Here is a 23,721-nt window from a genome sequence, read left to right as displayed (position 1 = left end):
GTGAGTGAGCTAGAAATTGTTTATCAAGATGAACACCTTGCCATCATCAACAAACCCAGCGGTTTATTAGTTCATAGAAGTCGTATTGCCAGTGGTGCGCGGGAATTTGCGATGCAAATGCTGCGTAATCAGATTGGCTGCCATGTTTATCCGGTTCACCGTTTGGACAGGCCGACGTCCGGCTTATTAATCTTTGCTTTGAACAGTGACGTTGCCCGTGTAATGACCGAGCAGCTGACTGAACGCAAGGTAAACAAAACCTATCATGCTGTTGTAAGGGGTTATGCGCCTGTCAGTGGTATCATTGACTACGCGTTAAAAGAAGAACTGGATAAGCTAGCTGACGCAGACGCCGATCCCGATAAAGAAAGACAGCCCGCAGTAACGCGGTTTACCTGCTTAAAGCAAGTTGAATTGCCTTATAAAGTCAGTAAGAAGCATGAGACAACTCGCTACTCTTTGGTGCAACTGCAGCCGGAAACTGGGCGTAAACATCAATTACGCCGACATATGGCGCATATCAGACATCCTATTGTTGGCGATACCAACCATGGCGACGGGCGACATAATAACTTCTTCCGTTCTCACTTTAACTGCCATCGTCTGTTGTTAGCGGCAACTGGGGTTGGTTTTAACCATCCGGTCAGTGGTGAACCAATGAACTTGGAAGTACCACTGCCGGATGAATTTCAACAGCCTTTCATTAAATAAGTGCTATTCAGCGCTGCGTAGCAAGGCGTTGATACCTACTTTTGCGCGGGTTTTAGCATCAACTCGTTTCACAATAATAGCGGCGTACAAGCTGTGAGTGCCATCTGCAGAAGGTAATGAGCCGGGTACGACAACAGAGCCGGAAGGCACTCGACCATAGAGGATACGGTCGTTTTCGCGATCGTAAATGCGTGTGCTTTGGCCGATGTAAACGCCCATCGAGATAACGGCACCTTCTTCAATAATAACGCCTTCGACAATCTCTGAACGCGCGCCAATAAAGCAGTTGTCTTCAATGATGGTTGGGTTGGCCTGCAGCGGCTCTAACACACCACCGATACCGACGCCGCCGGATAAATGTACATTTTTACCAATTTGGGCGCAGGACCCAACAGTGGCCCATGTATCGACCATAGTTCCTTCGCCAACATAAGCACCGATATTAACGTATGAGGGCATGACCACCACGTTGCGACCAATAAATGCTCCTTTGCGTACCATGGCCGGCGGCACAACGCGCATGCCTTCCGCGCGAAAACGAGCACTATCGTAATCTGCAAATTTGGCCGGAACTTTATCCCAGAAACGAGTTTCACCGCCTTCGATTAAATCATTATCGTTTAAACGGAATGACAACAGAACGGCTTTTTTGAGCCATTGATGAACTATCCATTCCCCGGAAACTTTTTCTGCAACGCGCAATTCTCCGCGGTCAATTTCGTCTATGACATAGCGGACGGCTTCACGTAAATCGTCGTCGTCTGTCCGAGCGTTAATTTGGTCACGCTGTTCAAAAGCATTAATAATGCGCTGTTTTATGTTATCCATGATAAGAATTTAAAACTCCAGGTCTCTAATAATTTGTGTTTTTAATGTCTTTTTCTGTTCTTCGTTCAAAGCAGTTTGCTGCTCTGTTGTGACAATAAATAAATCTTCTGCCTGCTCGCCGATGGTAGTAATTTTAGCCGCGAGTAATGTTACGTTTTGCTGCTGCAAAATAGCCGCAAGTTTAGCAATAAGCCCGGGCCTGTCCAGTGTAACCAATTCAAAAGTTGTACGACCGTGATGTTTGCTGGGGATAAAAGCCACTTCGGTTGCCACCGAAAAGTTCTTCATGCGGCGTGACAACGGACGTTTTGTACTTGGAACCGGGATCCGTTTATGCAAAACGTCCAGCAGTTGCTGTTTTACTTCTTCAATGCGTAGAGGCTCTGTTAACGGTTTACCGTCTCGTTGTAAAACGACAAAAGTATCCATGACAAAGCCATCGCGGGTAGCAAGAATTTGTGCATCCAGAATATTGAGTTGCTGACTATCCAGAACTCCCGCCACAGAGGCAAATAAATGACTCTCTTCGTGATGATAAATGAACAGCTCGGTTGTGCCGTAGTTGTTCTCATCGCCAATCAGAATGAGTGGCAGCTGGTCGGTGGGCAAGTTTAAAATATGTTGCGAGTGCCAGCTGATTTGCTCCGCAGTATGACGGAAAAAGTAATCGACAGTAAAACGGCCCCATAAAGCCTGAATTTCAGCCTTTTCAAACCCAGCACTTAACAGCAGTGCCATCGCGCTGGCTTTAGTTTCATGAATTTTTTGCCGAATATCTAATGTCGGCTTATTACTGTCTTGCTGCAACAAATAGGAGGTAGCGTTATACAGCTCTTCCAGCAGGGTAGCTTTCCAGTTATTCCATAGCGACTGGTTAGTCGCGCGAATATCAGCCACGGTCAGACAGTAAAGATAATCGAGTCGTTCTAGCGTCGACACTTGGTTTGCAAAGTCCTGTATCACCTCGGGATCATGAATGTCCCTTTTTTGCGCGGTCACAGACATGGTTAAATGATGCCTTACCAACCAGGCCACCAGTTCTGCATCTTCTTCGTCGTAACCGTGTTGATGACAGAAGTTGCGGGCATCCATCTCTCCTAATTCTGAATGATCGCCACCGCGACCTTTCGCTATATCATGGAAAATACCTGCCAAATACAAGCAGTAGCGTCTATCCATTTGCGCCACTAACTTTTCGCATAAAGGGAACTGGTCTTCAAATTCCTCGTCGCTAAAGCGGTATAAGTTTCTGACTAAACGAAAGGTATGCTCGTCTACTGTATAGGCATGGAAGAGGTCAAATTGCATCTGTCCGACAATCTGTTGCCACTGAGATAAGTAACTGGCTAATACGCTGTGATGATGCATAAGCGCAAAGGCCAATCCACAGCCTCTGGGGTGTTGAATGAGCTGATTGAACAAATCCCGGCATTCGGCGTCATGACTCAGAGGCTCGCTTAACTGAGCTCGGGCATTTCTGAGCAAGCGAATGGTATTTGAATGGATACCCTTAATTTGAGGGTGTTCTGCGATGCACACAAACGCCCGGATAATATTACAGTGGTCTTCAAATACTTTGTCGTGACGAGCGGTTAATAATTCATTTGCCACAGAGAAGTCATCACTAATATGTTCGGCGTGTTGTAAGTCCTGAGTTCCCAATATGGCCTGATGGAAAAATTGCAATAACATCTGGTTAAGTTCGCTAACGCGCAAAACCACTTTGAAGTAATCCTTCATCATGGTTTCTACTGATGCTTTACCGTCGTTACCGTAGCCTAACCGGACAGCAACACCGGGTTGAAAGTCGAAGAGTAGGCGGTCTTCTCGTTTGCCTGCTTCGAGGTGCAGGGCAAAGCGAATACGCCAAAGCCAGTTCATACAGTCACGAAGCTCAACGAATTCGTCTGCAGTCATGTAACCGTACTCAACGAGGTTTTCATCGGAATGAGTACGAAAATGCCGTTTGGCAATCCAGCCTACCGTTTGAATGTCGCGTAAACCGCCGGGGCTAGATTTGATATTGGGCTCAAGATTATAGGACGTACTATGGTATTGCTGATGCCGCTGCTTTTGCTCGTTAAGCTTGGCCTGATAGAAGTCTCTGCTTGACCAGGGGAAGTCGTTTAAAAGCTGCTGGTGAAACTCATTATAAAGTGTTTCTGAGCCCGCTAAGTAACGACTTTCAATAAGGTTGGTGGCAATCGTGATATCGTTTTCCGATTGGTTGAAGCAATCATCCACGGTCCTGACAGAGTGGCCAATGTCCAGATGAAGATCCCATAAAAAGGTAATCAGTTGCCCGAGTTTTTCCGATAGTTTAGCTTCGGCTTCAGAGCTTTCGGGGCCAATTAAAATTAGTAAGTCGATATCTGACCCGGGGTGCAACGTTTCACGGCCATAACCGCCGACAGCTAAGATGCTGGCGGGTTCGTTCTCCAGTTTAAATTGAAACCACAACTGGCAGATGAGCTGATCAAAGAACGTCGCGCGGTGATGCACTAATTCGTCGATATCGGCTGTAACAAAACGCGCCGCAGACCAGTTTTGGTAACTCTCTAAAAGGGCTTTGTAGTCTTTAATACAGGGGGCACGTTTTTTATCAGGCCACCGGCCGTGAAAATCTTTATCCTGATGAAGGTTTGCCATAATGCCCCTTGCTGTAGTTTAGTTATGCTCGATAACGCGCGCTAAATTAGACTCATCACTGCGCAATGTCAGTACTTCGACACCGTTTTCGGTTACCAATAGCGTATGTTCCCATTGCGCGCTTAGACTACGGTCTTTGGTTAATACGGTCCAACCGTCTTTCATTAACTTGGTATGACGCTTACCGACATTAACCATAGGTTCAATGGTAAAGCACATGCCGGGCTTAAGCTCTTCGCCAGTGCCAGCTTCACCATAATGGAGAATTTGCGGATCTTCGTGGAAGACAGAGCCGATACCGTGACCACAATACTCGCGGACTATTGAGTAACCGTGGCTTTCAGCGTGCTTTTGAATGACCTCGGCAAAGTCACCTAACTTAATGCCGGGCTTAACCATTTCTATTGCTTTATAAAGCGACTCCTGCGTCACACTAATTAAGCGTTCAGCCATAATTGATGGTTTACCCACAACAAACATTTTTGATGTGTCGCCGTGGTAACCATCCAGCTTTACGGTGACATCAATATTCATAATGTCGCCATCTTTCAGTTTTTTGGGTCCAGGAATGCCATGACAGACACAGTGGTTAACTGAAGTGCAGATAGACTTGGGAAAACCGTGATAATTTAAAGGCGCCGGGTAGGCGTTATGATCCGTGATGTATTTATGACAGATATCATCAAGCTCTTCGGTGGTTACACCGGGCTTCACATATTCACCAATCATTTCAAGCACACTGGCGGCAAGCTTACCCGCAGCGCGCATTTTTTCGATTTCTTCGGGTGTCTTTATTGAGATGGTCATTCTCTTCCTGTCCATGACTGCTGGAAAAGCCGACAGTTTAACAGTGACTGATAAAATTCGCTATCTTTGAGGAGGGTCAAAGCGTAACTTATCTAACGGTTTTTGTTGTGTGGCGCCTAGCTTTATGGTATAAAACGCACGCTTTTTTGGCCTTAATGCCAACAAAGTAAACTTGTATGTAAATTATAATCCACACATACATCGACACATAAGGCGGGGTGCTTGTCTAAGAACAAGTCGGCTTATGGGATGTATGGAGGCTTAACCCCCTAAAAAGGAAAATATTATGGCTAACGTGTCAATGCGTGACATGCTCAAAGCAGGTGTCCATTTCGGTCACCAAACTCGTTTCTGGAATCCAAAAATGAAACCTTACATTTTTGGTGCACGTAACAAGATTCATATCATTAACCTCGAAAAAACTGTGCCTATGTTCAACGATGCGTTGAGCTACATGCAGCATGTTGCTTCAAACAAAGGAAAAATCCTGTTTGTTGGTACCAAGCGTGCAGCGGCAGAAGCGGTTAAAGAAGCAGCAATTAACTGTGGTCAATACTATGTGAACCACCGTTGGTTAGGTGGTATGTTGACTAACTGGAAAACGGTTCGTCAATCAATCAAGCGTCTGAAAGATCTTGAAACCATGAGCCAAGACGGCACCTTCGAGAAACTGACCAAGAAAGAAGCCTTGGTAAACACTCGCGAAATGGAAAAATTAGAGAAAGGCTTAGGCGGTATTAAAAACATGGGCGGCTTACCAGACGTTCTGTTTGTAATTGACGCTGATCACGAGCACATCTCTATTAAAGAAGCGAACAACCTGGGCATTCCAGTTGTTTCTGTAGTGGATACAAACTCTAACCCAGACGGTGTTGATTACATTGTTCCAGGTAACGATGATGCAATTCGTGCGGTTCAATTATACTTGAATACTGCTGCTGAAGCGGTAAAAGAAGCACGTACTGCGCAAGTTGAAGCGAAAGACGCTGACGATTTCGTCGAAGCAACTGAATAATCGAGGAATAGAATCATGGCAATTACAGCAGCTCTAGTAAAAGAACTGCGCGAGCGCACAGGCGCTGGCATGATGGACTGCAAAAAAGCATTGCAGGAAGTCGATGGTGATATGGAAGCGGCAATTGACCTGATGCGTAAAAGCGGTCAGGCAAAAGCAGCTAAGAAAGCAGGCCGTGTAGCAGCCGAAGGCGTTATTCTGGTTAAATCTGAAGGTAACCAGGCAACGTTGGTTGAATTGAACTGTGAAACTGACTTTGTTGCCCGTGATGACAGCTTCCTGGCTTTCGGCGACAAAATCATTAACGCTGCGTTCGCTAACAAAGAAAATGACGTTGAAGCATTAAAAGCAACGGACATCGATGGTCAGACGGTTGAAAAAACTCGTGAAGACTTAGTGGCTAAAATTGGTGAGAACATGAACGTTCGTCGTGTTCACACGCTTGAAGCTGGCGATGTTGTTGCAACTTATACACACGGTGCCCGCATCGGTGTTGCCGTTGCACTTACTGGTGGCGACGAAGACTTAGCTCGTGATTTATGTATGCACGTTGCAGCAAGCAGCCCACAATTCGTTAAACCTGAAGACGTGGAAGCTGAAGTTGTAGAGAAAGAACGCGCAATTCAGGTTGATATCGCAATGCAGAGCGGTAAGCCGAAAGAAATCGCTGAGAAAATGGTTGAAGGCCGTATGCGTAAGTTTACCGGCGAAATCAGCCTGACAGGTCAGCCTTTCGTGAAAGACCCATCAATGACTGTTGGTGAGTTATTGAAAAAAGCTGGTGCTGATGTTGTTACTTTCGTTCGCTTTGAAGTGGGTGAAGGTATTGAGCGTAAAGAAGAAGATTTTGCTTCTGAAGTTCAGGCACAAGTGGCGGCAGCGAGCAAAGGCTAATAGCGTGGTCTCGACCAGCCCCATGATATAAAAAATGATAAACCGCGTCTTGAGCGTTCAGGACGCGGTTTTTTTTAAACTAAAGGAAAGAGTAGAGGCAATGATGAGCACCCATCCGAAACCCAGTTATCGACGCATATTGTTAAAACTCAGTGGCGAAGCCCTTATGGGCGACGAGCCATTTGGTATTGACGCCAAAGTGCTTGATCGTATGGCGCAAGAAATTAAAGAGTTGGTTGAACTTGGGGTTCAGGTAGGCCTGGTCATTGGCGGCGGAAACTTATTCCGTGGAGAAGGCTTAGCAAAAGCCGGTATGAACCGTGTTGTGGGTGACCACATGGGGATGCTGGCAACGGTAATGAACGGCTTGGCGATGCGCGATGCCTTACACCGTGCTTTTGTTAATGCACGTTTAATGTCGGCTATTGAATTAACTGGTGTCTGCGACAGTTACAACTGGGCAGAGGCCATTAGTTTGCTAAAATCAGGTCGTGTTGTGATATTTTCTGCAGGAACAGGTAACCCATTCTTTACCACAGATTCAGCCGCGTGCTTACGTGGTATCGAAATTGAAGCCGAGGTTGTACTTAAGGGAACGAAGGTAGACGGCGTCTACTCAGATGATCCGGTCAGCAATCCGGAAGCGACTTTGTATAAGCACATCAATTACGATGATATACTAGAAAAACAGCTAAAAGTTATGGATTTAGCGGCATTTACTTTGGCACGTGATCACGCTCTGCCAATCCGGGTGTTCAATATGAATAAGCCGGGTGCTTTACGAGCCGTGATTATGGGTGAAGAAGAAGGTACACTAATCAGTAAAGATGCTGAGTAATTGCCGTTACTGAATATAAGGGTATAAGACAGTGATAAAAGAAATTATAGAAGACGCTAAAGATCGCATGGAAAAAAGTGTGGAATCATTGCGTAGTCAAATGTCAAAAGTACGCACGGGCCGTGCTCATCCGAGTATCCTCGATAGCGTTATGGTGAACTATTACGGCACCGACACACCGCTGAAGCAACTGGCGAACATTACTACCGAGGACTCGAGAACTCTGGCGTTGACTGTATTTGATAAGTCGGCTTCTGCAGCGGTAGAAAAGGCGATTATTAACTCTGATCTGGGGCTAAATCCGGCTTCAGCAGGGGCGGTTATACGTATTCCATTGCCACCACTGACTGAAGAGCGCCGCCGCGATTTGGTTAAAATTGTGCGTGCAGAAGCAGAACAGGGCAGAATAGCAGTACGTAATATTCGTCGTGATGCTAATGGCGATCTTAAAGACTTGCTTAAAGAAAAAGAGATTACGGAAGATGACGAACGTAGTGCTGAAGATGAGATTCAAAAGCTGACAGATAAATTCGTCAAGCAAATTGATGATTCACTGAAAGCAAAAGAAGAGGATTTGATGGAAATTTAACCATCAAAGCCCCTCTGCGTTGGTCTATGACGCCGTGTCAGGTATACTCGCACGGCGTTTTTTAATGTTTACGGCAGATTGAATGAAAGAATTACCGTCAATAGAGCAGTTAGTACCCAAACACGTTGCCATTATTATGGATGGCAATGGGCGGTGGGCGAAACAACGCGGTAAAATACGAACCTTTGGCCATAAAGCGGGAGCTGAGGCTGTTCGTAGAGCCGTAGCCTTTGCCCGACGCAATGGTATAGAGTCACTGACTCTGTTCGCCTTTAGTAGCGAAAACTGGAATCGCCCGGCCACTGAAGTCTCAGTATTGATGGAGTTATTCATGTCGGTACTAAAAAGCGAAATTAAGAAATTAGATGATAACGATATTCGCTTGCGTATTATTGGTGATAAAGAGGCGTTTTCAAAGCGTCTGCAGAAACGAATGAATGAAGCGGAAGAAAAAACGCAAAGCAATAGCGGATTAACCCTGAATATTGCGGCAAACTATGGTGGTCAGTGGGATATCACGCAAGCCAGTCGTAAATTGGCTGATAAAGTTAAAGGCGGGGAAATGGAGCCTTCAGATATAACTGAACAGGCCCTGGCAGCTGAGTTAATGATGGCTGACCAACCGCTGCCGGATTTACTCATTCGCACTGGCGGTGAGCGACGTATTAGTAACTTTCTGTTGTGGCAGTTAGCCTATGCGGAGTTGTACTTTACGTCAGTACTGTGGCCTGACTTTGATGATACTGTTTTTGCCCGGGCCATTACTGATTTTGCTCAACGGGAACGTCGCTTCGGACTGACGAGCGATCAATTGACCGTGCTCATGCAAGGCATAGAAACTCGGATTGAGGAATAACACTTGCTAAAACAACGCATTATTACAGCATTAGTGCTGGTACCCGTGGCATTGTACGGTGTTTTTATGTTGCCGTTATGGGGCTTTTCTTTGTTCATCCAAGCCGTTTTAATGCTGGGTGCGTGGGAGTGGTCTCCACTGATGGGTGTCCGTCGTATATCAGCGCGTATTGCTTATACCTTATTTGTTGGAGCCATTATTGGTGTATTGTCCTGGTTGGCTCCTTATGAACATTTGTGGCGTGATGGCGAGCTTTCAAGCATCATTTACTACACTATATTAGCGGGTGGTGTTTGGTGGGTCGTGGCACTGGCTATGATTGTAAACTACCCATCCAGCCGACGTATGTGGTCGAGAACCCGGGCTATTGTCGGTGTTTTCGGTTTGTTGATTTTCGTGCCTACCTGGGCTGCTCTAGTCACTGTTCGCTCTATTGATATTGATGAATCACGCTTTTTTGGCGGTTGGGTTGTACTCTTTATCTTGCTGTTGGTTTGGGCTGCTGATGTTGGCGCTTATTTTGCGGGTGTTCGTTACGGCCGCAACAAAATGATGCCAGCGGTAAGTCCGGGGAAAACCATGGAAGGTTTATGCGGTGGTGTTACATTAGCTTTTGTGGTCATGATGGTGGTTTCGCATTGGACAAAAATTCCTGCTGAACAATTTACTGGCTATTATTTGACTGGTTTGTTTACTGTGGTGGCATCAGTGTTCGGTGACTTAAACGAAAGTATGTTCAAACGTAGCGCCGGAGTGAAAGACAGTGGCTCGATTTTACCGGGGCACGGTGGAATTCTTGACCGAATTGACAGTCTTACAGCAGCAGTGCCTATTTTTACGTTAGCTTACCTGGAGTTTTTGCATTAAACCTATGCGGCGAATTACTGTTTTGGGGGCAACAGGCTCCATTGGTCAAAACACTCTGGATGTTGTTGCCCGGCACCCGGAGGACTTTCAGGTTTTCGCGTTAACTGCGCATAGTCAGGCGAATGCCATGGCTGAGCTCTGTTTACAACATCGCCCGAAATTTGCTGTTATGGGCTCGCAGAGTGCTGCATCAGAGCTTAAGAATCGCTTGGGAAAGCAAGTATCAACGCAAGTTCTCTATGGCCCACAGGCGTTAGCAGATATTAGTTTAGCCGATGAATCGGATGTGGTTATGGCTGCCATTGTGGGAGCTGCTGGGTTAGCACCTACGCTTGCTGCGATTGATGCAGGTAAAGATGTTTTATTAGCCAATAAAGAAGCGTTGGTTATGAGTGGGCAACTTTTTATAGATCATGCTCAGCGATCAGGGGCAAGAATTTTGCCTGTAGATAGTGAACATAATGCCATTTTCCAGTGCTTACCTCAGGCTGCACAGCAACAGGTTGGTACCATGTCGTTAGCCGAACATGGCATTGACTATTTGTTGCTTACCGGATCGGGTGGACCATTTAGAGACTTACCTATTAATCAACTGGCTGAACAAACGCCAAGTGCTGCTTGTAAGCACCCAAACTGGTCAATGGGACAAAAAATTTCCGTCGATTCTGCCACGATGTTGAATAAGGGGTTGGAATATATTGAAGCCCGTTGGTTGTTTAATTGTTCCCGCGAACAGCTCAAAGTGGTCATCCACCCGCAGAGTGTTATTCATTCTATGGTGCAGTACACTGATGGCTCAGTCCTGGCGCAGATGGGAGAGCCCGATATGCGCACTCCCATAGCTCATTCCCTTGGTTATCCCGAGCGTTTAAAGAGTGGTGTTGCGGGGCTCGATTTTACACAGATAAGCCAGTTAACGTTCAAACAGCCTGAACCAAAGCGTTATCCATGTCTCCAGCTGGCTATAGAAGCGTGTTGGGAAGGTCAATGGGCAACAACAGCGTTAAATGCAGCTAATGAAATCGCTGTTTCTGCGTTCTTGCACAAACAAGTTGGCTTCACGGACATCGCAAAAGTTTGTGACTCGGTATTGCAGTCGCTACCAGCAACTAAAGCTGATAGCCTGCAGACCCTGATGACAGTAGATAAGCAGGCGCGCTTAACCGCAAATAAGTGGCTGCAGGAGTACGCACAGTGATAGATGCAGTATGGTATTTTTTCTCTTTTGTTGTGACTCTGGGGATTTTAGTTGCTTTTCACGAGTTTGGTCATTTTTGGGTAGCTCGTCGCTGTGGGGTAAAAGTTTTAACGTTCTCTGTTGGTTTTGGTCGACCTCTATGGAAACGTCAGGGGAAAGACGGCACAGTCTATCAACTGGGAATTATTCCTCTTGGTGGTTATGTTCGAATGCTGGACGAACGCATCGATGAGGTCACTGAAGACAATCGTGATGTGAGCTTTAACGCACAGTCGGTTTATAAACGATTTGCCATAGTAGCAGCAGGGCCAATAGCTAATTTCGTATTAGCAGTTGGCGTTTTATGGTTAATGTTTGGTATTGGTGTTCCGACCGTAAAGCCGATTATTGGTAAGATAGAACAGGGGTCGATAGCGGCCGAAGCTGGCTTAGAACGCGGCAGTGAGATTCTTTCTGTCGACGACGTGGAAGCGTATGACTGGCAACAAGTACAGTTAGGGTTAATGTCAGCTATTGGGGATGATAAAGCGGTTCTAACCTTACGAACCCAGGCAGGAAATGAAGTTCAGCGAACGCTGGACTTAACTGGCTGGCAGTTTAATCCGGAGACTGAGTCCACCTTTGGGAGCTTAGGTATAGCGGTTTACCAGCCGGAGGTTTATACCGAACTTAGCCAAATTGAAAGTGGCTCACCGGCCGATGTGGGTGGCTTGAGAAAGGGCGATAAAATTACCCATATTGACGGGAAAAGCGTTGATGATTGGGGTAAAATACGCGAAATTATCGCCCAGTCAGCAGGGCAGGAAGTGGTGTTTACGGTTCAGAGAAGTGGGGGTGAACGGCAAGTTTCTGTTGAGATAGGGGAACGAGAAACTCAAAACGCTGTCATAGGCTACCTCGGCGTTGTTCCGGTAACGGAGCCGTTACCTGATAATTATGTTTTCACCCATCAATACGGTTTTTTCAGTGGCTTGGTGAATGGCGCAGAAAAAACTTGGGAATTGATGGTTGTTAGCGTGAAAATGATAGGTAAACTGCTGACCGGAGATGTTTCTGTAAAGAACCTGGCGGGACCGTTGAGTATCGCTGAAGGTGCTGGAGTCAGCGCCAGTAATGGGTTTGTTTACTTTTTAAGTTTTTTGGCATTATTGAGTGTCAATTTAGGGATTATTAATTTATTACCTTTACCGGTTCTAGATGGTGGTCACTTAATGTTCTATAGCATTGAGTGGGTACGAGGTAAGCCGGTATCCGAAAGAGTGCAAGACGTTTGCTATAGGATTGGTGGGGTGCTGGTATTCGCGTTGATGGCGTTAGCAATATCAAATGACATCGCCCGTTTCGCATTCTGAGTCACGAATTAACAATAAGTAGCTAGTGATAATGACGTTTAAAAAGCTGTTAGTGAGTGCCATGATTGCAGGTGCAGTTGCACCAGCCTACGCACAAGACGAATTTGTTGTTCAGGATATTGAAGTTAAAGGATTGCAACGTGTCGCTTTAGGTGCGGCGTTAACTTATATCCCTGTTCGGGTTGGCGATGAAGTGAGCGAGCTACAGATACGTAGCGCCATTCGTTCATTGTATTCTTCCACTCACTTTGACTATATCGATGCACGTCGGGACGACAAGACATTAATCTTCACGGTTAGTGAGCGTCCGACAATTGCTGAAATCACCTTTGAAGGCAATAGCGATATTAAAGACGAGCAGCTTGAGGGAAGCTTAAAAGACAATAATATTGTTACCGGCGAGCCGCTCGACAGAACGACAATTTCGGGTATAGAGAAAGGTTTAGAAGACTTCTATCATAGTGTTGGTAAGTACAACGCATCGGTTGATGTGGAGGTTATTGAGTTACCTCGGAACCGCGTTGAGCTGAAAATGAACTTCGAAGAAGGCGACGCGGCGGAAATAGCGCAAATCAACGTTGTGGGTAACGAGGCTTTTTCTGACGAACAAATCCTGAATGCTTTCGAGTTGCGGGATGATCTTCCCTGGTGGAATATTATCGGTGAAAAGCGTTATCAGAAGCAGCAGCTCAGTGGTGACTTAGAAACCCTGGAGTCTTTTTATCGCGATAGGGGTTATTTGCGATTCCAGGTTAAATCGGTACAAGTCTCTATGACGCCGGACCGTGAAGGCATTTATATCACCATTAATGTTGAGGAAGGTGACAAATATAATGTTAGTGGAACCGATGTTATTGGTGATTTGAAAGGGCACGGTGAGCTGGTCGAGAAGATTGCGACGATTAAAGAAGGGACCCTCTACAGCGCCGCCCAAGTGACCTATATTGAAGATATGATCAGTCGTTTTTACGGCCGCTATGGCTATGCTTACCCAGAAGTCCGTGCTATTCCGGAACACAACGATGAAGACAAAACGGTTAAAATAACCTTCTCGGTTAACCCGGGTAAACGTGTTTATGTTCGGCGTATCAGCTTTGAGGGTAATGGCGTAACCAAAGATCGAGTTTTAAGACGCGAAATGCGCCAGCTTGAAGGTGCCTGGTTATCTGACAGCAACATTGAGCAAGGTAAAGTCCGGCTGGAACGATTGGGCTTCTTTGAAACGGTAGAAACGTCAACGGAACGGGTTGAAGGCAGCGAAGATCAGGTTGATATTGTCTATAAAGTGAAAGAGCAACCTTCCGGTTCCTTTAATGCGGGTATCGGTTATGGTGACTACTCAGGTTTGCAGTTAAATGCAGGTGTTCAGCAAAAGAACTTCTTAGGTACGGGTAACCAGGTTGGTTTTAATATCAGTACCAGTCGCTTTAATAAAAACATTAGCCTGTCTTATTCAGACCCTTATTTCACTATGAATGGTGTCGGTCTGTCGGGCCAAGTTTACATGAGTGAGTTTGATGCTGGTAATGCTCAAAACTTGGTGAACTATAATCAAAAAACCTATGGTTTATCATCGAGCCTTAGCTTTCCTATTGATGAAGTTAACCGCCTTAATTTAGGTATTGGCTATAAAAATCAGGAAGTTAGCGTTAATTCGCAAAATCAGAGCATTGAACAAATTAAACAGTTTTACCGGTCGTATTTAGATAATAACAACCCGGAAGAGCCGATTAACTTTAATATTTATGATGTGAATGCCGGTTGGTCACGTGTCACTCTAAACCGTGGAACTTTCCCAACAAGTGGTTCTATGCAACGTGCCGGTATTGAAATTTCAGCACCCTTTAGTGACGTAAAATATTTCCGGTTCAATTATGAATATAACCATTATTACCCGTTGAGTCGTGACCATCAGTGGTCATTCCTTACTCGATTAAGCTTGGGTTATGGTAACGGTTACGGGGAAGATGATGCAGGCAATGATTATCTCTTGCCGTTTTGGGAATATTTCCGTATCGGTGGTCAAGGGGATTTGCGTGGTTTTGAACCAAATACCGTGGGTCCGCGAGCGATCTATGTTGTGCCTGAATCAATTAACTCCGAAGGTATACCGGACTTTACCGGCTTACCAACGCCAAACTATAGTTCAGAAACAGGTAACCAGCAGTTATTTGTTCAAAACAACTATTCGTTAGGTGGTAATGCGAAAGTGGCTGGTGGTTTGGAGTTGATAGTACCAACGCCTTTTGTTGATGAAGGTATGAGAAATAGTATACGAACCAGTGTGTTTGTAGATTTTGGTATGGTTTGGGATACTGAATTCGACTACGATAGGTATAAGGATATAGAGAACACAAGTCCTCAACCTTTAACTGATTATAGCTCTCCCGGTGACTTTAGGGTGTCGGCTGGCGTATCAGTACAGTGGATCTCTCCTATGGGCCCGTTAACCTTCTCTTTAGGCCGGGCTCTGAAAGAGGTTGAAGGTGATGAAACGCAAATATTCTCATTTAATATCGGAACCACATTCTGATAATAATAATTATAAACAGTTTAAATTTATATGAAGGAGTTTTATTTTGAAAAAGTTAATTAAATCAACGGCAGCAGCTGTAGCAGTTTCAACCGCACTTTTTGCAGGTGCCGCACAAGCTCAGCAAAAAATCGGTGTGGTCGACATGATGGAAGTATTCCAGCAGTTACCACAACGTGAACAAATCTCTGAGCAATTGCAAAATGAATTTCAGGATCGCTTTGAAGAGATGCGTCGACTTGAACAAAAAATTCAAGAACTGCGCCAGAAACAAGAGCGTGACGCGTCTATCATGTCAGCTTCCGAGAAAACTCAGTTAGAGCGTGAACTGGAACAAACTATCTCTCAAGCACAGCTTAAGAGTAAAGCATTACAGGAAGATACTCGTCGCCGTCAAAACGAAGAGCGCAACAAGTTGCTTGGAAAAGTTCAAGACGCGATTACTGCTGTAGCAGAATCAAAAGACTATGACATGGTTCTTGAGAGTAATGCAGTGACTTACATGAAAGCAGATAATGACTTGTCTGGCGCAGTTGTTGAGAAAATGACCTCAGGTAACTAAGTTATGGCAGAATACACATTGCAGCAGTTGGCTGACCATGTGGGAGGGGAGGTGCGAGGAGATTCGCAGCTCCCCGTTTTGCGCGTGGCGACCTTGCAGTCTGCTACAGGTGACGCTATTGCCTTTTTGGCGAACAGTCGTTACAAAGGTCAATTGGAAACGACATCTGCCGGTGCTGTCATCGTCTCAGAAAAAGACGACAGCAACGTTGTGAAGAATGTGATTCGGGTTAATAATCCTTACGCTGCTTTTGCACGGATTGCACAATTATTAGATACCACGCCTAAGCCTGCTAGAGGTATTGCAGGCACAGCTAAAATAGCTCCATCGGCTAAAATTGGTGATAACGTCAGTATTGGTGAGTACGCTGTTATCGATGATGATGCCGTCATTGGCGACAACACCAGTATTGGAACACACTGCTATATCGGTCCTGAAACTCAGATTGGCTCCGACTGTACACTTTGGTCCGGAGTAAAAATTTATCACCGATGTGTTATTGGTAATCATTGTTTATTTCACTCCGGCGCAGTTATTGGAGCGGACGGGTTCGGCTGGGCCCCGGAAAACGGGAAATGGCTTAAAATTCCTCAGTTGGGTCGTGTAATAATTAAAGACAATGTTGAAATTGGTGCCAGTACGACGGTCGATCGTGGGGCGCTAGATGACACAATCATCTCATCGGGCTGTATTATCGATAATCAATGTCAAATAGCCCATAATGTGTTTATTGATGAGGATACGGCTATAGCTGGCTGTACGGTGCTAGCCGGTAGTTGTAGTATTGGTAAGCGCTGTATGATTGGCGGTGCTTCAGCCATTAATGGGCATATTAGTGTGTGCGACGATGTGCAAATTATGGGATTTGCTATGGTCATTAAAGAAATCACTGAGCCCGGTGTTTATGCGTCAGGCATTCCTGCCAGCGGGCACCGAGAGTGGCGACGTAATGGAGCAAGGTTCCGTCAGCTGGACGATCTCTTTAAGCGTGTTAAAACGTTGGAAAAGCAAGCTGACGATAATAACTGAGTAAGGTGAAAGGTTTGAAAATTACGGAATCAGGATTTGATATTCAAGGGGTACTGGATCTATTACCTCATCGTTATCCGTTTTTATTAATAGATAGAGTTATCGAGACCAACTCGAAAGACTATCTCCATGCTATTAAGAGCGTCAGTTTCAACGAACCGATGTTTAATGGCCACTTTCCGGGAAAACCTATTTTTCCTGGTGTTTTGCTTCTGGAGGCTATTGCTCAGGCGTGCGGTTTACTGGGTTTTAAAATTACAGAAAGTAAAAAAAGTGCGAACGATCTGTACTTGTTTGCTGGTATTGATAATGCACGTTTCAAGCGGCAGGTTATCCCGGGAGACACTGTCGATTTTTACGTTACTTTCGAAAAAGAACGTCGCGGTATATGGAAGTTTACCGGACGAGCTGAAGTTGATGGTGCCGTTGCCTGTACTGCTGAAATTATCTGTGCAAGAAGAGAAGTTTAAGTGATTCACGAAACCGCAATTATTGATCCCAGTGCAAGACTTGGTGCTAATGTCAGTGTTGGTCCATGGACTGTTATTGGCCCTGACGTTGTTATTGGTGACAACTGCGATATCCGTTCGCATGTTGTTTTGAAAGGTCCGACAACCATTGGCAAGAACAATACTATTTACCAATTCGCTTCAGTTGGCGAGGACTGCCAGGACAAAAAATACGATGGTGAACCGACCGAGCTTGTTATTGGCGACAATAACGTTTTCAGAGAGTCGGTGACTATCCACCGTGGTACGATACAAGACAACTCCTTAACTAAAATTGGCGATAATAATTTGTTCATGGCTTATGTGCATGTCGCTCACGACTGCATCATTGGTAATGACAATATTTTCGCGAATCAGGTTACTTTGGCTGGTCACGTTCATGTTGGCGATTGGGTGATTTTGGGTGGCATGACTGGAGTACACCAATTTTGCCATATAGGCTCTCATTGCTTTGCTGCGGTGAACTCTATTGTGGTTCAGGATATTCCTCCCTTTGTCATGGCTCAGGGGCATAACGCGAAACCACGAACCATTAATGCGGAAGGCCTTAAGCGCCGAGGATATACCACCGAACAAATTCAGAATGTTCGGCGCGCGTATAAAATACTCTATCGCTCTGGAATGACGGTAGATGAAGCATTGGAAAGTATTGTGGCCTTGAACGAACCGGTTCTGGACGGCTTCACTGCATTTGTTGAAAACAGTTCACGAGGCATAATTCGTCCGTAATGAGCAACAATCACCCGCCTAGAATAGCGCTTGTCGCCGGCGAGCATTCAGGTGATTTACTTGGTGCGGGACTGATGCAGGCAATTCGAAAACGCCACCCAGAGGCAATCTTTATTGGTGTTGGCGGACCGTTAATGGCAGAACAGGGCATGGCGTCCTATTTTGCTATGGACGATTTGGCGGTTATGGGGATTGCCGAAGTGCTTCAGCAATTACCTAAGTTGTTGAGGCATAGAAAGAGTTTAGTAGACTACCTTATCTCACAAAAACCCGATGTGATGATAGGAATTGATGCACCAGATTTTAACCTGACGGTTGAAACCCGCCTGAAAAAAGCCGGTATTTCTACCATTCATTATGTTAGTCCGTCTGTCTGGGCTTGGCGGGAAGGCCGAATCAAAGGCATAAAAAAGGCTGTGGACCACGTGCTATGCTTACTGCCTTTTGAAAAAGAATTCTACGATAAGCACGATCTCCCTGCGACTTTTGTTGGCCACCCCCTGGCGGATGATATTCCTATGCAATGGGATAAGTTACAAGCCAGAGAAGCACTTGGACTGGATTTAAAAACACTGTATCTGGCTATTTTACCTGGAAGTCGCCAGGGCGAGATTGCGCGAATGGCCCCTGTGTTTTTGCGAGTTGCGAATAAATTAGCGGACAAATACCCTAACCTGCAATTCATTGCCCCAATGATAAGTAAAGAGCGGGCGCAGCAATTAAACGAATTGGTTGAGCGATACAGTCCCAGGCTCAATATCAGCACGCCTGTTGGCGAAAGTCGAAAAGTTATGGCCGCCGCTGACTATTTATTGCTGACATCTGGAACGGTTGCGCTTGAAGCTATGCTCATTAAACGCCCAATGGTGGTTGCTTACCGTTTTCATTGGTTGTCTTATCAGATTATTAAACGTTTATTTCACGCACCTTTCTTTTCTTTGCCTAATCTTTTGGCAGGTAAAGAGATTGTGCCTGAGTTGGCTCAATCTGATGCGTCAGAAGAAGCTATAGAACGCGCTTTGATTAGTTTAATTGAACAGGACAATACCGCATTGTTAGAGCAATTTACGGCGATACACCATCAATTAAAAGTTTCGGCGAGCGATAAAGCGGCGACCGTTGTAGACTCCTTTCTTTAGTTCTATTTTTTAGAACGAAAAATAGCAAATTATGCGCTAATAATTCCAAAAAATTGATTCTATTATAGTAGGTATAGAAATCAAAGGAGATCATTATGGGATTATTAGTCGATGGTCAATGGCACGATAAGTGGTATGACACAAAGAAGCACGGTGGTCGTTTTGTCCGCAGTGAGTCGCAGTTTCGCAATACGATAGCGAAGGGTACGGAGTTTGAACCAGAATCCGGGCGTTATCATCTTTATGTTTCTTATGCCTGCCCGTGGGCTCATCGAGCACTTATTTTTCGCAAGCTAAAAGAGCTGGAAGCACATATTGATGTTTCGGTTGTGCAGCCGCTAATGCTTGAAAATGGATGGGAGTTTTCTGAAACGCCCCTTAATGATCCGCTTTACGACAGTGACTTTCTTTATCAAATCTACTTAAAAACTCAACCGGAGTATAGTGGCCGTGTGACGGTTCCAATCCTATGGGATAAGAAAACGGAGACTATCGTTAACAATGAGTCAGCAGATATCATACGAATTTTTAATTCGGCCTTTAATGACCTGACCGGAAACACTCTGGATTTTTTCCCGGAGCACAAACAGAAACACATAGAAGAGATAAACGATTGGGTCTATGACGATATTAATAATGGCGTTTATCGCTGTGGTTTTGCAACCACACAAGAGGCTTACGAAGAGGCCTATGAGTCGTTATTCGCTGCTTTGGATAAGGTCGAAGGTATTCTTCGTGAGAACCGTTATTTAGCGGGTGAAGAGCTGACCGAAGCAGATTGGCGGCTATTTACGACGCTGGTTCGTTTTGATGCAGTTTATTTTAGCCATTTTAAAGCCAATAAAAAACGCATTATCGACTACCCAAATATGTGGAACTACCTGTTAGAGCTTTATCAGCACCCAGGCGTGGAGGAAACTGTTGTAATGGACCACATTAAGACGCATTACTACGCCAGTCACACCACGATTAACCCGACTCAAGTGGTTCCGAAAGGACCAGAAATCCATTTTCGGCAGGCACATAATAGGGGAGGTGAGTCGTCATGAGTGTTATTTTATCGAAGCATAGAGGGATGCCTGCTCAAGACGGTGCCGGCGTTAAACTCACCCGCATTATCAATCAGCCTGGTCTGAAGCATCAAGACCCATTTTTGATGCTGGATGAGTTTCGCTCTGATGATCCGAATGACTACATAGCCGGGTTTCCTCCGCATCCACATAGAGGTTTTTGCACGCTGACTTATATGCTGGCGGGCACGATGGAACACAAAGACTCAGTTGGTAACACTGGAGCTGTTGAGGCCGGCGGTGTGCAGTGGATGAAAGCGGCCAAAGGTATTATTCATGCCGAAATGCCCAAACAAGTGGAAGGCTTAATGTGGGGCTTTCAGCTTTGGGTAAACTTGCCGGCCGATGAAAAAATGAGTGAGCCAGACTGGCACGATCATCCTGCCAGCACCATCCCTGAAGTCGAAGTAGAGGGGGCGTTAGTCAGGATCATTTCCGGTCAATACGAGCAGCAGGAAGGGCCAGTGAAAGCCCCGGGAAGAGAGTTTTTAATGCTGGATATACATCTTGGCAATGAAGCGCTCAATTTGCCGTCACAAGGACAAAAGCGACGGCTAGCCTATGTGTATCAGGGTAATTTAACCGTTAACGGTGAACCGGTTGAAGAAGGCGAGCTCGCTTTGCTCGATCCAGCTGAGACTTTATCGCTATCTGCAGATGAGAACGCACGGCTTATTGTGCTGGCTGCTAAACCAATTGAAGAGCCCATAGCTCAATATGGTCCTTTCGTTATGAATACGTCAGATCAAATTGAACAAGCGATTAAGGATTACCAGTCCGGAAATCTAGCAGCCAACCAGAAGCTAAGCTAGCGAAGTTGCAGGGCTTCGGTTTGCTCCAGTAGCCGCTCATAGCGGTTACTGTGACTGCTGGATAACTGAAGTCCTTCCAGAATCTTAAAGCAGCTATCACATTCTTTTTTTAGATGAACGCGTTCGCCTTTGGGGTTTTCTTCAATAAACCGCACGGCGGCCTGGATAAAGTTAAGAGCCGCGCCACTGTTCATTGGTGCCGCTTCCAACGCGTTCCGAAAAAGCTCTAGTGCGCGGTTGTAGTGGCCTTGCTGGTAGGCCTCTGCTCCAGCTTTATGAACTTTAAAGAAATTATCTTGTTGTTTCTGCGCTGCCGCAATTCTAGCCTGTAGTATTTTCGTGGTGTAACTGTCGAGCAATAAATTATCATCTTTATAAGCCGCAAGAGCATTGGCTTTTTCATATTCTCCGACATCGAGCAGAATAGCGATAACATCAGGTAGCAAATCTTTATTGATAGACTGGTTCTGTGCCAAATCTTCTCCGACAACTTCATTTAGGCGATGTTGAGCTTCGCGCAGACGGCCGTTAAATGAATCAATACGAGACAGCAGAATGGCCTCTAAGTCTTCAAAAGAGATATCGGCGTGCAGCAAATGTTCGTCATAGCGAGCACGTTGCAACTCCATAGTTGCTTCAGTCTGGTACTTGCTTATTTGTTGTGGTGTATCGCTGTTTTCCGCGGCATCCAAAATACTGCGTAAATAGTTGCATAAGTGATGAGCGTTGCGAAATACCGATTTGCGAGCTATCTGCAGAACATTGTTCATTGCCTGTTTAGCAATATCGAAGTCACCATTATCGCGTGCAATATGAGCCAGTTTGGTTTGTCTTTCAATGGAGAAGGGAGCCATAGTGATGGCATCACGGGCACTTTCCAGTGCTTCTTCTAATTGTTGCTGTTGAACATAGCACTCGGTTTTTAAATCATGAGCTTCAATGGCATTTGGCATACGCTTAATAATATGATTAATAATATTGAGAGCTTCTTCGGGCGAGTTTTGTAAAAGCCTTGTTTCAGCCAGCTTTAAAAACACCCAGCTATGAGAATTTTCTTCCAGAAGCTCTTTAATAGCAATTTCCGCTTTATCCAGCTGTCCGGTTTTGTTGTAGAGCTCAATTTGTAATTTACGGCAGTAATTGCTGTAGCGACTGTTTGACTGTATGTGTTTTCGGCAAGCGGCAATGCAGGCCTCATAATTATGCTCTGTCATTGCTTTAAATACATCTTTTAGCCACATTCTGCGTTTGTATGCACGCACAAGGCGAGAGCGTAACACCCGATGAGAAAACGGTTTCATCAGGTAATCATCAGGCTGCAGTTCAAGCGCGCTCAGCACCATAGGGCGCGTGTTATCGCCGGTAATAATGAAAAATAAGGTATGCTCCTTCATTAAACCGCGAACCTGAAGCTCTTCTAAAACCTGCCGGCCATTTCTGCCGCGTCCCAGATTATAATCAACTAAAAGAATATCGTGTGGATTTTTGATGTAGGCGGCAATACCGGCTTCGCCGGTGGTCTTGACCTGAACGTCTTTTGCCCCCAAGTTTAACAGCAAGCCTTTGAGCATGACCTGAAAGGGTTTCTGGTCATCGATCAATAACACGCGTTTATCATTGAGCTCTAAGGTTTTTTCCATTGGTGTCAGACAGTATCCTGATAATATTCAATACCGACAGCATACTGGCTAATTTCAGTAATGTTAAGCGGCAACCGAGACTGATATGAAAGCAATTCAGATTTCTGATCAAAAAGTACGATGGGAAGACGGTGTAAAGATAACAGCGCCTGAACCAAAAGAAGTCCAGCTACGGGTATTAAGCGCCGGAGTCAACCGCGCCGATTTAATGCAAATAGCGGGCAAATACCCGCCACCCAAAGGGGCATCCGATATACCGGGCCTGGAAGTTTGTGGTGTCGTTGAGGAGGTTGGGTCCGCAGTGAACGGGTGGCAGCCCGGTCAACGAGTGAGTGCGTTATTGGCCGGTGGCGGCTTCGCGGAACGCGTTAATGTCTCGGCGGAGCAAATACTGGAAGTCCCAAAAGATTGGAGTAATACAACCGCTGCTGGTTGGCTGGAGACTTTTGCTACAGCGTACCTTAATGTTTTTCAGTTAGGCGATTTAAAAACGGGTGAACGGGTGCTTACGCATGCCGGCGCCAGTGGCGTTGGTTCGTCACTCATACAACTATGCCGAGAAAGTGGTAATGACATTATTGCTGTGGTTGGTAGCAAAGAGAAATCAGAATTTTGCTATAAACTGGGCGCAAAGCATGTGATTAATCGTTATCTGGAAGGTATTGTTAACGAGGTTAAGGCTCTGGGCGACGTAGACGTTATATTGAATCCGGTTGCCGGGGAATCTATAGAAAAAGATCAGCAGTATCTTGCGCAAGACGGTCGTATTATTCTGATTGGGTTAATGGCAGGACGTACGGGAGAAGTTGACTTTGGGCGTATGCTGATGAAACGTCAGCGGCTAATAGGATCAACCTTACGTGCACTGACACCTGAACAGAAAGGGCAGATTTTAAAAGGTTTGTGGCGCGATTTTGGCGGTAAGTTTAAAAGCAGCAAGATTGCACCCGTAATCGATCAGGTTTTTGCGGCCGATGACATTCAACAGGCGTTAGACTATGTCGCTGCGAATAAAACTCAGGGTAAGGTGATTTTAACGCTTTCGGAAGAGTAATTCAGGCTGGAAAATAATGGGTCAAGTAATGAGTAGTACA

At 45.4% G+C, this 23,721-nt stretch carries 22 protein-coding genes; 18 read left to right on the top strand and 4 right to left on the bottom strand.

Annotated elements, in window-relative coordinates; translation table 11 throughout:
- A complete protein-coding gene (truC, locus tag RBK99_RS03185; RefSeq protein ID WP_317503190.1) occupies positions 1 to 711 on the top strand; it encodes a tRNA pseudouridine(65) synthase TruC in 711 nt (236 codons plus the stop codon).
- A gap of 3 nt (positions 712 to 714) precedes the next feature.
- Here truC and dapD read toward each other — a convergent pair whose 3' ends face one another.
- The 3 genes from dapD to map are packed head-to-tail and all read right to left on the bottom strand — an operon-like array spanning position 715 to position 4,995.
- Positions 715 to 1,539, bottom strand: coding sequence for a 2,3,4,5-tetrahydropyridine-2,6-dicarboxylate N-succinyltransferase (gene dapD, locus RBK99_RS03180; RefSeq protein WP_317503189.1), 825 nt, complete (start codon positions 1,537 to 1,539; stop codon positions 715 to 717).
- 9 nt (positions 1,540 to 1,548) lie between these two features.
- The gene (gene glnD, locus RBK99_RS03175) at positions 1,549 to 4,188 is read right to left on the bottom strand and encodes a [protein-PII] uridylyltransferase (RefSeq protein ID WP_317503188.1); all 2,640 of its coding nucleotides are present in this window, start codon (positions 4,186 to 4,188) and stop codon (positions 1,549 to 1,551) included.
- A gap of 18 nt (positions 4,189 to 4,206) precedes the next feature.
- A complete protein-coding gene (gene map / locus RBK99_RS03170) occupies positions 4,207 to 4,995 on the bottom strand; it encodes a type I methionyl aminopeptidase (RefSeq protein ID WP_317503187.1) in 789 nt (262 codons plus the stop codon).
- Between the two features lie 286 nt (positions 4,996 to 5,281).
- Between map and rpsB the strand changes: the two genes are divergently transcribed.
- The 16 genes from rpsB to RBK99_RS03090 all read left to right on the top strand — a co-directional run bounded on the left by rpsB (position 5,282) and on the right by RBK99_RS03090 (position 20,987).
- Positions 5,282 to 6,010, top strand: a complete 729-nt coding sequence (gene rpsB / locus RBK99_RS03165) for a 30S ribosomal protein S2 (protein WP_317503186.1) — start codon at positions 5,282 to 5,284, stop codon at positions 6,008 to 6,010.
- Between the two features lie 15 nt (positions 6,011 to 6,025).
- Positions 6,026 to 6,904: a translation elongation factor Ts gene (tsf, locus tag RBK99_RS03160; protein ID WP_317503185.1), complete on the top strand. Its 879-nt coding sequence runs from the start codon at positions 6,026 to 6,028 to the stop codon at positions 6,902 to 6,904.
- Positions 6,905 to 7,007: 103 nt separating this feature from the next.
- Positions 7,008 to 7,742, top strand: a complete 735-nt coding sequence (gene pyrH, locus RBK99_RS03155; RefSeq protein WP_317503360.1) for a UMP kinase — start codon at positions 7,008 to 7,010, stop codon at positions 7,740 to 7,742.
- A 31-nt stretch (positions 7,743 to 7,773) separates the two neighbouring features.
- A complete protein-coding gene (frr, locus tag RBK99_RS03150; RefSeq protein WP_317503184.1) occupies positions 7,774 to 8,331 on the top strand; it encodes a ribosome recycling factor in 558 nt (185 codons plus the stop codon).
- 82 nt (positions 8,332 to 8,413) lie between these two features.
- Positions 8,414 to 9,187: a polyprenyl diphosphate synthase gene (gene uppS, locus RBK99_RS03145; protein ID WP_317503183.1), complete on the top strand. Its 774-nt coding sequence runs from the start codon at positions 8,414 to 8,416 to the stop codon at positions 9,185 to 9,187.
- A 3-nt stretch (positions 9,188 to 9,190) separates the two neighbouring features.
- The gene (locus tag RBK99_RS03140; protein WP_317503182.1) at positions 9,191 to 10,054 is read left to right on the top strand and encodes a phosphatidate cytidylyltransferase; all 864 of its coding nucleotides are present in this window, start codon (positions 9,191 to 9,193) and stop codon (positions 10,052 to 10,054) included.
- Between the two features lie 4 nt (positions 10,055 to 10,058).
- Positions 10,059 to 11,252 carry a 1-deoxy-D-xylulose-5-phosphate reductoisomerase gene (ispC, locus tag RBK99_RS03135; RefSeq protein WP_317503181.1) on the top strand — a complete coding sequence of 398 codons (1,194 nt, stop codon included), beginning with the start codon at positions 10,059 to 10,061 and terminating at the stop codon, positions 11,250 to 11,252.
- Positions 11,249 to 12,604, top strand: coding sequence for a sigma E protease regulator RseP (rseP, locus tag RBK99_RS03130; protein ID WP_317503180.1), 1,356 nt, complete (start codon positions 11,249 to 11,251; stop codon positions 12,602 to 12,604). The genes ispC and rseP overlap by 4 nt, the downstream gene beginning before the upstream one ends.
- 31 nt (positions 12,605 to 12,635) lie before the next feature.
- Positions 12,636 to 15,137: an outer membrane protein assembly factor BamA gene (gene bamA, locus RBK99_RS03125; protein ID WP_317503179.1), complete on the top strand. Its 2,502-nt coding sequence runs from the start codon at positions 12,636 to 12,638 to the stop codon at positions 15,135 to 15,137.
- A 46-nt stretch (positions 15,138 to 15,183) separates the two neighbouring features.
- The gene (locus tag RBK99_RS03120) at positions 15,184 to 15,699 is read left to right on the top strand and encodes an OmpH family outer membrane protein (RefSeq protein WP_317503178.1); all 516 of its coding nucleotides are present in this window, start codon (positions 15,184 to 15,186) and stop codon (positions 15,697 to 15,699) included.
- A gap of 3 nt (positions 15,700 to 15,702) precedes the next feature.
- Positions 15,703 to 16,728, top strand: coding sequence for a UDP-3-O-(3-hydroxymyristoyl)glucosamine N-acyltransferase (gene lpxD / locus RBK99_RS03115; protein ID WP_317503177.1), 1,026 nt, complete (start codon positions 15,703 to 15,705; stop codon positions 16,726 to 16,728).
- A 14-nt stretch (positions 16,729 to 16,742) separates the two neighbouring features.
- Positions 16,743 to 17,198, top strand: a complete 456-nt coding sequence (gene fabZ / locus RBK99_RS03110) for a 3-hydroxyacyl-ACP dehydratase FabZ (RefSeq protein WP_317503176.1) — start codon at positions 16,743 to 16,745, stop codon at positions 17,196 to 17,198.
- The gene (gene lpxA, locus RBK99_RS03105) at positions 17,199 to 17,966 is read left to right on the top strand and encodes an acyl-ACP--UDP-N-acetylglucosamine O-acyltransferase (RefSeq protein WP_317503175.1); all 768 of its coding nucleotides are present in this window, start codon (positions 17,199 to 17,201) and stop codon (positions 17,964 to 17,966) included.
- Entirely contained in the window at positions 17,966 to 19,105 is a 1,140-nt protein-coding gene (lpxB, locus tag RBK99_RS03100) for a lipid-A-disaccharide synthase (RefSeq protein ID WP_317503174.1), read from the top strand. Before lpxA ends, lpxB begins: the two co-directional genes overlap by 1 nt.
- A 95-nt stretch (positions 19,106 to 19,200) precedes the next feature.
- On the top strand, positions 19,201 to 20,154 hold the full coding sequence (locus RBK99_RS03095; RefSeq protein WP_317503173.1) for a glutathione S-transferase family protein: 954 nt from the start codon (positions 19,201 to 19,203) through the stop codon (positions 20,152 to 20,154).
- Positions 20,151 to 20,987, top strand: a complete 837-nt coding sequence (locus tag RBK99_RS03090) for a pirin family protein (RefSeq protein ID WP_317503172.1) — start codon at positions 20,151 to 20,153, stop codon at positions 20,985 to 20,987. The genes RBK99_RS03095 and RBK99_RS03090 overlap by 4 nt, the downstream gene beginning before the upstream one ends.
- On the opposite strand, the gene RBK99_RS03085 is transcribed toward RBK99_RS03090, so the two are convergent.
- On the bottom strand, positions 20,984 to 22,627 hold the full coding sequence (locus RBK99_RS03085; RefSeq protein WP_317503171.1) for a response regulator: 1,644 nt from the start codon (positions 22,625 to 22,627) through the stop codon (positions 20,984 to 20,986). The two genes, RBK99_RS03090 and RBK99_RS03085, sit on opposite strands and share 4 nt — an antisense overlap.
- 85 nt (positions 22,628 to 22,712) lie before the next feature.
- Here RBK99_RS03085 and RBK99_RS03080 point away from each other — a divergent pair, with 85 nt between their 5' ends.
- Positions 22,713 to 23,681: an NAD(P)H-quinone oxidoreductase gene (locus RBK99_RS03080; protein ID WP_317503170.1), complete on the top strand. Its 969-nt coding sequence runs from the start codon at positions 22,713 to 22,715 to the stop codon at positions 23,679 to 23,681.
- Positions 23,682 to 23,721 lie beyond the last annotated feature (40 nt).

Origin of the sequence: Idiomarina solivarensis (assembly GCF_033052755.1) — a bacterium.
GTDB lineage: Bacteria > Pseudomonadota > Gammaproteobacteria > Enterobacterales > Alteromonadaceae > Idiomarina.
This window is presented reverse-complemented; position numbering and strand designations above follow the sequence as displayed.

Coding starts and splice junctions, on each gene's coding strand:
- lpxB (WP_317503174.1), top strand. CDS start 17,966: ATGAGCAACAATCACCCGCCTAGAATAGCGCTTGTCGCCGGCGAGCAT.
- dapD (WP_317503189.1), bottom strand. CDS start 1,539: ATGGATAACATAAAACAGCGCATTATTAATGCTTTTGAACAGCGTGAC.
- tsf (WP_317503185.1), top strand. CDS start 6,026: ATGGCAATTACAGCAGCTCTAGTAAAAGAACTGCGCGAGCGCACAGGC.
- map (WP_317503187.1), bottom strand. CDS start 4,995: ATGACCATCTCAATAAAGACACCCGAAGAAATCGAAAAAATGCGCGCT.
- uppS (WP_317503183.1), top strand. CDS start 8,414: ATGAAAGAATTACCGTCAATAGAGCAGTTAGTACCCAAACACGTTGCC.
- ispC (WP_317503181.1), top strand. CDS start 10,059: ATGCGGCGAATTACTGTTTTGGGGGCAACAGGCTCCATTGGTCAAAAC.
- RBK99_RS03090 (WP_317503172.1), top strand. CDS start 20,151: ATGAGTGTTATTTTATCGAAGCATAGAGGGATGCCTGCTCAAGACGGT.
- bamA (WP_317503179.1), top strand. CDS start 12,636: ATGACGTTTAAAAAGCTGTTAGTGAGTGCCATGATTGCAGGTGCAGTT.
- glnD (WP_317503188.1), bottom strand. CDS start 4,188: ATGGCAAACCTTCATCAGGATAAAGATTTTCACGGCCGGTGGCCTGAT.
- lpxD (WP_317503177.1), top strand. CDS start 15,703: ATGGCAGAATACACATTGCAGCAGTTGGCTGACCATGTGGGAGGGGAG.
- RBK99_RS03095 (WP_317503173.1), top strand. CDS start 19,201: ATGGGATTATTAGTCGATGGTCAATGGCACGATAAGTGGTATGACACA.
- pyrH (WP_317503360.1), top strand. CDS start 7,008: ATGAGCACCCATCCGAAACCCAGTTATCGACGCATATTGTTAAAACTC.
- RBK99_RS03085 (WP_317503171.1), bottom strand. CDS start 22,627: ATGGAAAAAACCTTAGAGCTCAATGATAAACGCGTGTTATTGATCGAT.
- rpsB (WP_317503186.1), top strand. CDS start 5,282: ATGGCTAACGTGTCAATGCGTGACATGCTCAAAGCAGGTGTCCATTTC.
- RBK99_RS03080 (WP_317503170.1), top strand. CDS start 22,713: ATGAAAGCAATTCAGATTTCTGATCAAAAAGTACGATGGGAAGACGGT.